The 10,551-nt window shown below is 34.2% G+C and carries 14 protein-coding genes and 1 pseudogene; 9 read left to right on the top strand and 6 right to left on the bottom strand.

Translation table 11 applies throughout. The features are described 5' to 3' along the window. From ABX784_RS13010 to ABX784_RS13020, 3 genes are all read right to left on the bottom strand, one after another. A partial coding sequence (locus ABX784_RS13010) for a thioredoxin family protein (RefSeq protein WP_372655490.1) occupies positions 1-199 on the bottom strand: 199 nt, incomplete at its 3' end. 16 nt (positions 200-215) lie between these two features. Beyond that, on the bottom strand, positions 216-944 hold the full coding sequence (locus ABX784_RS13015; protein WP_372655491.1) for a cytochrome c biogenesis CcdA family protein: 729 nt from the start codon (positions 942-944) through the stop codon (positions 216-218). A 51-nt stretch (positions 945-995) separates the two neighbouring features. Then, positions 996-1,562, bottom strand: coding sequence for a TetR/AcrR family transcriptional regulator (locus tag ABX784_RS13020; protein ID WP_372655492.1), 567 nt, complete (start codon positions 1,560-1,562; stop codon positions 996-998). Between the two features lie 203 nt (positions 1,563-1,765). Here ABX784_RS13020 and ABX784_RS13025 point away from each other — a divergent pair, with 203 nt between their 5' ends. The 7 genes from ABX784_RS13025 to ABX784_RS13055 all read left to right on the top strand — a co-directional run bounded on the left by ABX784_RS13025 (position 1,766) and on the right by ABX784_RS13055 (position 5,827). Further along, on the top strand, positions 1,766-2,188 hold the full coding sequence (locus ABX784_RS13025) for a MerR family DNA-binding protein (protein ID WP_372655493.1): 423 nt from the start codon (positions 1,766-1,768) through the stop codon (positions 2,186-2,188). Further along, positions 2,185-2,607 (top strand): arsenate reductase ArsC, encoded by a 423-nt coding sequence (locus tag ABX784_RS13030; RefSeq protein WP_372655494.1) that lies wholly within the window; start codon positions 2,185-2,187, stop codon positions 2,605-2,607. The genes ABX784_RS13025 and ABX784_RS13030 overlap by 4 nt, the downstream gene beginning before the upstream one ends. A gap of 4 nt (positions 2,608-2,611) precedes the next feature. Then, complete coding sequence (gene arsB, locus ABX784_RS13035; protein WP_372655495.1) at positions 2,612-3,622, top strand: ACR3 family arsenite efflux transporter; 1,011 nt, start codon at positions 2,612-2,614, stop codon at positions 3,620-3,622. Next, a complete protein-coding gene (arsH, locus tag ABX784_RS13040; protein WP_372655496.1) occupies positions 3,622-4,320 on the top strand; it encodes an arsenical resistance protein ArsH in 699 nt (232 codons plus the stop codon). Before arsB ends, arsH begins: the two co-directional genes overlap by 1 nt. Before the next feature lie 275 nt (positions 4,321-4,595). Continuing rightward, on the top strand, positions 4,596-4,898 hold the full coding sequence (locus ABX784_RS13045; RefSeq protein ID WP_372655497.1) for a hypothetical protein: 303 nt from the start codon (positions 4,596-4,598) through the stop codon (positions 4,896-4,898). Between the two features lie 2 nt (positions 4,899-4,900). Beyond that, entirely contained in the window at positions 4,901-5,263 is a 363-nt protein-coding gene (locus ABX784_RS13050; RefSeq protein ID WP_372655498.1) for a hypothetical protein, read from the top strand. 102 nt (positions 5,264-5,365) lie between these two features. Continuing rightward, positions 5,366-5,827, top strand: a complete 462-nt coding sequence (locus tag ABX784_RS13055; protein WP_372655499.1) for a hypothetical protein — start codon at positions 5,366-5,368, stop codon at positions 5,825-5,827. On the opposite strand, the gene ABX784_RS13060 is transcribed toward ABX784_RS13055, so the two are convergent. Beyond that, on the bottom strand, positions 5,824-6,732 hold the full coding sequence (locus tag ABX784_RS13060) for a D-alanyl-D-alanine carboxypeptidase family protein (RefSeq protein WP_372655500.1): 909 nt from the start codon (positions 6,730-6,732) through the stop codon (positions 5,824-5,826). The genes ABX784_RS13055 and ABX784_RS13060 overlap by 4 nt on opposite strands. A gap of 132 nt (positions 6,733-6,864) precedes the next feature. Further along, on the bottom strand, positions 6,865-7,212 hold the full coding sequence (locus ABX784_RS13065; protein WP_372655501.1) for a zinc ribbon domain-containing protein YjdM: 348 nt from the start codon (positions 7,210-7,212) through the stop codon (positions 6,865-6,867). Positions 7,213-7,391: 179 nt separating this feature from the next. Between ABX784_RS13065 and ABX784_RS13070 the strand changes: the two genes are divergently transcribed. Next, positions 7,392-7,886, top strand: coding sequence for a hypothetical protein (locus ABX784_RS13070; RefSeq protein WP_372655502.1), 495 nt, complete (start codon positions 7,392-7,394; stop codon positions 7,884-7,886). 121 nt (positions 7,887-8,007) lie between these two features. Then, entirely contained in the window at positions 8,008-10,281 is a 2,274-nt protein-coding gene (locus ABX784_RS13075; RefSeq protein ID WP_372655503.1) for a CHASE domain-containing protein, read from the top strand. An 8-nt stretch (positions 10,282-10,289) separates the two neighbouring features. Here ABX784_RS13075 and ABX784_RS13080 read toward each other — a convergent pair. Beyond that, positions 10,290-10,551 (bottom strand): annotated as a pseudogene (locus tag ABX784_RS13080) (glutathione peroxidase); the annotation flags it as partial.

Genomic DNA, 10,551 nt, shown 5'->3' on the forward strand with positions numbered 1-10,551 from the left:
CCAGTAATTCAAAATTCTTATTTTTCATTGAGTCTAGTATCTTCTTTTGAACTTTACATGATGGACACCATGTTGCGTGAACATGAACAAGTACATTTTTATTTTCTTTCACGAATTTGTTGATCTTAGCACTATTGTCTTCTTTGGCCTGTAAATTAATCCCAAGAGTGAGTAATACTGTTAGTAAAAAATACTTCATTTTGGTAACCCCTTTATTATATAGTTAGTGATATATTTGTTAATGCTTCTGGTAATATATTAAGTATTGCTGTTTCTAAACTCTTATCTAGACCAGTTAAAATAAGTATCGACATGACTCCGCAAAATAAACCTAGACCTAGCTTGGTATACTTAGAGTTGTCTAAACTCTTCTTTTGTATTTTCATGACTAAGGATTTTGCACCGTAAGAGAAAAATAGAATTGGTAGAATCGATCCTATCGAAAAGATTGCGAGGAGTACTATTGAAGATTTTGTTTCTGGATTATTAATAATGATACCAATAATAATTGCAAGTGTAGGCCCACTACAAGGTGCCCAGATAGGTCCTAAAAATAGACCATTGATAAATTCCATATAGACGGGCTGACTCTCAGTCTCTTTATTGTTAGTTAACGTTTGTATTTTATTGTTGATAGGAGACAGTGCAAGTGAGATTTTATCTATTAGAACAGGGAATAAAAAGAGTAGGGAGGCTAAAAGTAGAAATATACCGGAAAGTATTTTCAAGTTATCAGGTGTAAGTCCCAATAATTGTCCTGACGTTGCGATAATAAATGTAGATATTGAAAAGCTGAGAGCAACTCCTAGTGCTAATAGTACTGGCCCCCATTTTGACTTTTGAAAAGATGATCTAACGACAAATGGAACCATCGGCAGGATACATGGAGAGAATATTGTTAGTACTCCTGCAAAGAATGAACTTAGAACTAAACTTAGTGACATAGTATTTCCTTATATATTTGACCGATTGGTCAATAACTGAGTAAAAAAATGTTAAATTGCTATATCTAACTCTTTTAAAACATTGTTCGCTATTTGCTTTAGAAATTTCTTATCTTTTTTAAACTTAGATATTTCTCTTATAGAGAAGGCCGCAGTAATTAAATTTGTTTTGAGTTCATGTGTATCGTGTGTAGTTTTATTTTTTATAGCGTTTACGACATTTTCAAAGTTCTTCTCTACTGTAGCAAAGAGGTCTTTGGATTTTTTGGCCGGTGCACTTTTAGTATTAGAAAATTCTATGCATGAGTTCATAATTAAGCAGCCGCTCACATTTTCTTCTTTCACACCTTCATCTACGAGTCTCTTGAAGAACTTTTTAATGTAGTTTTTTGGATCGCCATCTACATAGAATAATGTCGCTGAGTTGGCTCCGTACTTTTCAAGGCATAGTAGAAATAGGTTCTCTTTAGACTTGAAGGTATTATAAAGACTTCCCTTTTGAAGTCCTGTTGCTGTTTGAAGGTCCCTCATTGTGGTTCCCTCGTAGCCCTTAGTCCAAAAGATATTCATTGCTTTAGTAATAGTCTCTTCTTTATCGAAGTCTGTTGTTCTACTCATATATCTATTTTATTTTTATTTGACTCTACGGTCAAGAAAGGGACACGTTCTGTCTAAGTGTATTTGTAAGTAGCTAAATTTAAATAGAAAATTCCAGATCCTGTCTAATCTTCCTCTTCGGAGATGCCTCCAAAATGAGGAAAAGACTTATAGTTTATTGCAAATGAATCGTTGACTCCGTACTATGGTACGGGGTGTGTATTATGAATATGAAAGAGAGAATAACTATAGGCAAATTAGCAGCTGCCTCAAATGTAAATGTTGAAACAATTCGATTCTATGAAAGAAAGGGGATCCTGGTCCAGCCTAAGAAAGACGGGTCTTTTCGTTATTATCCTGAGGAGTATATCACTCGTGTAAAGTTTATTAAAAGGTCACAAGAGTTAGGCTTTACTCTTAAAGAGACTGTTGAACTTTTAGAACTTAGAATTAAAGATCAGGCCAAGTGCAGTGATGTGCTTCTTAGAACAGAAGAGAAAATATCAGAAATAGAACAAAAAATACAAGATCTTAAGAAAATGAAAAAGTCACTCAAGGACTTAGCTAACTGTTGTGAGGATACAAGTATACCTTTAAGTGAGTGTCCAGTCTTAGAGTGTTTTATAAATAGTAAGGAAAATAAATGAAAAAGAATGTTTTATTTTTATGTACAGGGAACTCTTGTCGCTCTCAAATGGCCGAAGGATGGGGGAGAGAACTAAAGAGTGAGCACTTTAACTTTTACTCTGCAGGAACAAAGAAGCATGGACTAAATCCAAAGGCTGTGAAGGTTATGAGAGAAGCAGGAGTTGATATAAGTTCTCATGAGTCAAATATAACTGATGAGTTGGCAGAGATTAATATGGACCTTGTTTATACTGTTTGTTCTGACGCGCATGAGAACTGTCCATTCTTTCCTGGTGGAAAAGTCATTCATATAGGATTTGATGACCCTCCAAGACTGACTAAAGAAATGACTAACGAGGAAGAAATTTTAGATGTCTACCGTAGAGTTAGAGATGAGATTAAAGAAATGATATTAAATAATGAAGAACTAAAAGGATAAAAGAATGGGATTTTTTGAACGCTATTTAACTCTATGGGTTGGAATGTGTATTGTTGGTGGTATAACTCTAGGTAAAATCCTAGGGGATTCAATTTCTGTATTAAGTAGTATGAATATTGCTACTGTGAATGTCCCAGTGGCAATCCTTGTGTGGTTTATGATTTTTCCAATGATGGTGCAAATTGATTTTTCTTCAATTATGAAAGTTGGAAAGTCTCCTAAGGGGCTTGCTCTTACAGTTATTATCAACTGGTTAGTTAAGCCATTTACTATGGCCTTTTTTGCATGGGTCTTCTTTGATAAGGTGTACAGTGCTTTTCTTAGTCCCGAGCTTGCTCAAGAGTATATTGCGGGAGCAATTCTTTTAGGGGCAGCTCCTTGTACGGCCATGGTATTTGTTTGGTCTTATCTTACAAAAGGAGATCCTGAGTATACTTTAGTTCAGGTTGCTATTAATGATTTAATATTACTAATAGCCTTTGTACCAATTGTTAAATTTCTTCTTGGGGTTACTTCAATTACAATTCCGTACGATACTTTAATTTCCTCTGTCGTTATCTTTGTAGTCATACCTTTGGTCTCTGGATATTTAGTGAATAAGGTTTTAATTAAATCAAAAGGAATTAAGTGGTTTACTGAAGTGTTTATGGCCAAGCTTAAACCTCTTTCTATTATAGCTCTACTAAGTACATTAGTACTTCTCTTTGCTTTCCAGGGAGAGAAGATTTTAGCCAATCCTTTTCATATATTACTGATTGCAATTCCCTTAGCAATACAAACTTATTTCATTTTCTTTTTATCTTGGGGGATTGGTAAGAAAATGAAACTTGCTCATTGTGTCTTGAGTCCAGGGTCAATGATAGGGGCCAGTAACTTTTTCGAACTCGCTGTCGCAGTGGCCATTTCACTATTTGGTTTAAACTCGGGAGCAGCTCTTACAACTGTAGTAGGAGTACTTATAGAGGTTCCTATTATGCTCAGCCTAGTTAAGGTTGCAAACAAGTGGAGATATTAATGAATTATCTATCTAATCAAAAATTTAACCTAATTCCTGAGGGCCTTAAAGTTAGCCCTCATAAACCAAAAATACTTGTTCTGTACGGATCACTTAGAGATAGATCTTTCTCTCGACTCGCAGCTGAAGAGGCCGGAAGGATTCTTGAGTATATGGGGGCAGAGGTTAAGTTCTTTAACCCACATGGGCTTCCATTATTTGATAATGGTAAGTCTGAAGATCATCCTAAGGTGAAAGAGCTTAGAGAGCTCAGTCTATGGTCTGAGGGGCAGGTTTGGTCTTCTCCTGAGTTACATGGAAATATATCTGGAATAATGAAAATGCAAATTGATTGGATTCCTTTAACTATGGGATCTGTTCGTCCTACACAAGGGAGAACTCTTGCTGTTATGCAAGTTAGTGGAGGGTCACAGAGTTTTAATGCTGTTAACTCTTTACGTATTCTTGGGCGTTGGATGAGAATGATTACTATTCCTAATCAGTCCTCTATTGCTAAGGCCTATAATGAGTTTAATGAAGATGGAACGATGAAAGAGTCTCCTTTTAGAGAGAGAGTTGTCGATGTTATGGAAGAACTGATGAGGTTTACTTACTTAACAAGAGACAATAGTAAGTTTTTAGTTGATAGGTATAGTGAAAGATTAAGTGAAGAGAATAAAGCTTTTAAAGAAATGAATACTCGTGAGAGTAAACCTTAATAAAACTGTAGCGATAATTTATTCTTTTAGAATTATATATGAAGCTCCAGTAAGTTTAGTAAGAAGATTTTTTATCTGTTTTTGGGGGGAGACTGCTGAGTTTTCCCCTCCCAATGGTCTCTCTGCTTAATATAAATTTAGGTAGGATTATATAACTTTAGCTACTTAGGGGGGCTTGAGTTAGTCTCTAGCATATTTCTTATTAAAATATGTTATGGTAAAAGATAGCGTTTTATTAAGAATTAAATTTGAATGAATAGTAAGGTTTGTCACAGATGTACAATGACTCTAGAAGATATAGAAAAAATGATTGGTGGGATTTGGTGACAGTTATTGAGCAAGAGTTAGAGAGAAGTAAGAGTTATGATACTTATTTTTATATCGTAGATGAGTTAAAGTGGAGAATCGTAGACTCTGTATCAGAAGGGGCAAATTTTAAAATAAGAAATAAAGCAAAAGAGATTCAAAAAAGATTTCATGAGGACTGTTCAGAATTAGATGGTCTATCTGAAATACAAAAGAGTGATATAGATGCAATTTTTGATCTAATCATTTCTTCTAAGCGAGAGAGTTTTTAATTATGTTTCGTTTGAAATGCATTGAAACTTTTTACTTAAGTTTAATCCTTTTCTTTGCTTCAAAGAAAAAGGGAATGCTAGCGCGAATCAAAGGGTCCTTATTAGTTTTGAAAGAAGGGCTAGCTAGAGAGAGTGTAGAAACAAAAGAAATGTTCACGATCTATCACCGTTACTCTCGCGGACTGGCCACAAAAGAGGAAATGAAAATTGCCAACAATCAGTTTCGAGAAATTGTAACGAGCTTAGGACTTGGAGTTCTATTAGTATTACCTTTTGCTCCTTTGACTCTTCCAATAATTGTAAAGCTAGGAAAGAAAGTAGGAATAAATATTATTCCATCTGGTTTTCGAAAAGATGATGAATAGCATTAGTAACTACTTGTAAATAGTTCATAAAGTATATTTTGAAATTCAAGTATCAATTCATCCACGGTAATAAAGGGAAACTAATATTCTTTGGGAGAGAAAATGAAACTATCGATTTTATCTACACTACTATTTTTATCGTTTAACATTAGTGCTGCTTATGACTGCTCAGTAGCTCCAAGCTTTGTTGAATCATCTAACACTTATGATGACTTAGATTCAAGTGCTGTTGAAGTTCTTTTTACTGGTTGGAGTGCACCTGTAAATACTGAAGTTATTGAGGCCTATGAAGGTTATTCAATGAATACTGATGCTCCATGTATGAACCTAATGAATACTTACTTAAAAGACAAGAATACTGGTAAGCAGTACCTTATGGTGACAACTCATGAAGACTATTGTGATGGTGGAAATGTTTATGGTTATATTTTTGACGTAGAAGCTTCAAAAAACTTTAAAGCTGCTATCGTCGCAGAAGTTAATGATGGTGATCTAACTTGTGTTGATTCTGAAAAATATAATAAGTTAAAAGAGTATTTATCTCAGTATGGTTGGATGAACTAGACTTTTAAATGCCAGGGCTCAAAGCGAACACCTAGTGTGTTGCTTTGAGTATACCTAATATTGATATAGCCAAGATCAACTAATCTTTTAAATTCATCTGTCTCAGCAAAGTCTTGATCAAAATTCTTCATACCCATATTCTTCTTACCAACGTCAAAATCTCCTAGGTAATGAAATGAGTAGCCTGGAGGGGCCAAAGACCTTGATGCTTTTGACAGGTTTCCTTTTGTCTCTAGTGTCTTTTCTAAAAATAAGTGAAATTGTTTTGCAACACCTCTAATTCCTGAGGTTAGTATTAAGCTATCACCAACATCATTTCTTACTTTTTGAAAAAGCTTTAAAGACTGATCTTTTTTTAGAAAGTGTCCAGAGTACGGTACTTTTGAAACTTCTCTACGAGAGATTGAGTCAGTTAGTTTATGAGATGTCTTATTACCTTTAAAGCCATACTTTTGAGCATCAAAGTAGAAGAGCTCTTCCATAAATATTTTTTCGGCCGTAGTTATAGTTTCACAATTAGGTGCGACGTCTGTGAATAGAAAGAAGTTATCTACACTGAGTAGGTTAAAGTTTCCGTGACCCACGTATCTTTGAACTTTTCTGAATTTAACAACAAGCTTTTGTACAAATAAGTACTTTTCTTTGGAAAGAAAAATATCGTCAGTGAAGTCTTGAGAGAAGTACTTACTTTTTATTCTCTCGTCTTTCATTAAGCCTTTAACAATCTCTTCGTCTGGTTGAGTCGTTGTTATTATTGTACTTTTAGTTGTAGATTTCTTTGCAAAAGGGTCGATGCAGGACTTACAAGAAGCATCATGAAAATGCTTATGCAATATTGAGCAACTACTTAGGCCACTTGTTGCAGCTAAGAGCGTTGAGTATTTTAAGAAGTCCCTTCTTTTCAAAAAAGTATCCTGTTCGTGTAAAGCGCTATTAATAGCGCGTATCTTTAGATTTTACACTTTATATATTTATTTAGGCAAGTAGGTACGATACTACAGGGCTACTAGTAATATAAATGGTTTATATTGTATTTCTTAAGCTTTCTTAACTACCGAGCACTTTAAGTACATTGATCCATGTCCATCAATTTTACATGAGATGTCGTGATCATTTACTGGCTCATCAAGAAGTCTAATATTCTTAACTTTAGTACCAGACTTAATCGTTGTTTTCCCGGCCTTGAGATCTCTAATTACAGAAACTGTATCGCCATTCTCAAGCTGGACACCATTTGAGTCTAGGAATTTAGCTGTTTCTACAGTTTCTTCAGTTTCTACGCTTAGAGTCCATTCGTGAAAACACTCTGGGCAAACCCATAGAGTTCCGTCGTTATAACCGTAAGGTGAATTACATTTTGGGCATACTTGTGAATCATTTTCCATAGAGGGAATATTAAGTTGGGGGTAACTAATTGTAAACATGATAATGAATAGGGAAGTTATTTGTTTATAGAGACGACAGCTGTAGGTTTCTTTGACAGTTAAGTCCTTCTATCTATCTGAAATAATAAACTAATAAGTGGATCAAGATTTGCAGAAATACTTAGACTGTAGGAGTTTTTATGAAAAGTTTATTATTAATTTGTTTATCCTCTCTTTCTCTATCGTCTTTTGGTGCGGATATTAAGGGTCTTGATCCTCATGAGAAGGTCGATGCGACTAAGTGCCTGATGAAGCTTCACGGTGTGAATTATGAGCAAATTAATAAAGTCCCAAACGATTTAGCTGAGACATTTCATAACCCAAGTGTAGAGAAAATATTGATGCATAATTTTATACACGAGTTAGTATTCGATGAATCAAAAATTGAAAACTCTGCTGTAATTAGTGGAAGTTTGTTAATTAATGGTAAAAAGCTGAGTCTAAAGAATACAGTTGTTGCAAATGCTACACTTGCTGGAGATATCTCTAATGTCGACTTTAGTGGAGCTTGTTTAATTAATGTGAGCTTACCAACTGATACTAGCTGGCTTGAATACTTCAAGATAAGAAGGTCTGTTGGCTATTTCTCAAATATCGAATTTGACGATAATATATATAAATACCATGGTATGTAATATTCTATTAGGAATTACCTTAAACTCTTGAAGTTATTAATGTAATCACATTTATTCTCTATTAATTTATAAACAACTTTCTCAATAAATTTTTATGTATATAATGATATGTGGAGAGTTTATGAGTGAGAAGATTGAGAAAAATATATTTGGTATTGGTAGGCTTAGAAATATCCATTGGGTCGTCTTATTTCTATCAGGTTTACTAACTATAGCTGCTTGGTATTTCTCAAAAGCACAAGTCGATGAAAAAAATTATCTACAATTCACTAAAGAATCTAATCAAGTAATAGAGTTGATTACTGAAAGAATGAAAAAGTATGAAGATACTCTATGGAGTGGTGTATCTGCCATTCATTCTCATAGTGGAAAGATTTCAAACGAGGAGTGGAGAAGATTTTCTAGGCATTTAAACCTTGTTGAAAAGTATCCTGGTATTAATGGAATTGGAATTATATTAAAGCTCGATAAGGAAGAAGTTAAGAGATTTACAAAGAGGCAACAAGAAGTCTATCCAGATTTTCGAGTTTATCCTAAGCACGATAAAGATGAATTTTGGCCTATCACAAATATTGAACCAGTTGATGTTAATAGAAAAGCTCTAGGGTTAGATATGGCACATGAGAAGAATAGACTGACTGCTGCAAAGAAGGCGCGTGATTCAGGAGAAGCTCATATGACTGGCCCAATTCAACTAGTTCAAGATGCAGAAAGAACTCCTGGCCTTTTGCTCTTTACTCCATTTTATTCTGGAGATAGTTCAACTTTAGAAAATAGAAGAAAGAATTTTGTAGGACATGTTTACGCTCCATTTATATTTAAAAAGCTGATGGAGGGGACTCTAGATAGAAAAAAAAGGCATGTCGGAATTAGTATCCTAGATGAAGACTTTGTTCTCTATAATGAACATGATGAAGCAGAGATTGATTTTGATCCAAATCCATTATTTCAAAAAAAGTATAAGGTTAACTTATATGGAAGAGTGTGGTCTATATCTGTTAAAAGTGCAAAGAGTTTTAATAATTCTATAAGCCAGGCTCAACCACTATTAATATTATTCTTTGGTATATTGATTGATATTTTACTCTTTATAATTTTTCTCTTCTTATCTCGTTCCAATATAAGAGCTCTATCATTAGCTAAAAAAGCAACAAAAAAGTACGAAGATAAAAATCTTGAGCTAAATGAAATTAACAATCAAATGAAAGAGGAAGTCGAGTTCCGTAAGCAAGCTGAACAGGCAGCTGGTGAAGCGAGTAGGGCAAAGAGTTTGTTTCTTGCAAATATGAGTCATGAAATTAGAACGCCTATGAATGGAATTATTTCGTGTACGAATCTGCTTATAGATAGTTGTAAAAGAGATGAAGATTTAAAATTATTAGAAACTGTAAGTAGTTGTGGAGTCTCATTATTAAGACTTATTAATGATATTTTAGACTTTTCAAAACTTGAAGTTGGTAAGGTTGAGCTTGAGATTTATCCTTTTAATCTTCAATATGCGATTAGAAATGTTGTTAATCTTTTTAGTGTTAATGCAAGCGAGATTGGAAAGGTTGTAAACCTTCAGATTGATGATGAAGTACCGCTTTTTGTAAATGGTGACAGAGAAAAGATTAAGCAACTTTTAAGTAATTTAATCTCAAACGCTATTAAATTTTCAAAGAGCAATGTCGATATACATGTCTCTAAAGTAAAATTAGATGAGCAAAAGAATATGATTAAGTTTTCTATTAAAGATAATGGAATTGGCATTTCTAAAGAAGGTATCAAAAAGCTTTTTAAGTCATTCTCTCAAGTGGATGGATCTACGACACGAAAGTATGGTGGAACTGGTCTTGGACTCACTATATGTAAGGGGCTCGCAGAGATTATGAACGGTGAGATTAATGTTGAGAGTGTTGTTGGAGAGGGGACTGAATTTATTTTTGCCGTTGAGTTAGAAGAGGTTGGAGAGATAAGAGTTGGAGGTAATAACACTGTAGGAAAACTAAACTTTACTTCTGCAAAAGAAATTATCCCTCAAAAAGTATCTGACCTTAGAGTTTTAATTGTTGAAGATAATTTAGTAAATCAAATGGTTCTTAAAAAGTTTTTAAAAAAACTTGGATTAGAATGTGATGTTGTTGGTAATGGACAGCTGGCCCTTGATTATTTAGAAAAGAACCAAGTTGACTTAATATTTATGGATAAACATATGCCTGTTCTAGATGGAGTAGAGGCCACAAAAGAAATTGTTAAAAAATATGGAGATAAGAGACCCGTCATTGTAGCCTTGACTGCGAGTGCTATGAAGGAGGACCGTGATATATGCTTAGAGTCTGGAATGGATCACTTCTTAACAAAACCAATTGAGCTTGAAAAACTCGTTGAAGTGATAGAGGCATGCCTGCGTTAAAGTATATACTATAATGCTTTCTTTATTTCTTCTTCTAGCTCAGCGCTAAGAGGGAGTACTGCAGAGTCAAACCTTTTTAGAAATTTCCCTTTTTTATCAAAGAGAAACTTTTCAAAATTCCACTTTATGTCACTACCTTTTGAAGAGTTTTGAATATATTTTATAAATGGATGCTTATTCTTTCCAAGAACGATTACTTTTTTAGATATAGGGAAGCTCGCACCGTATTTTATGCGACACATTTCTACGACCTCTTGATTTGATTCAGGA

The organism is Halobacteriovorax sp. (assembly GCF_041587335.1).
Taxonomy (GTDB): Bacteria; Bdellovibrionota; Bacteriovoracia; order Bacteriovoracales; family Bacteriovoracaceae; genus Halobacteriovorax.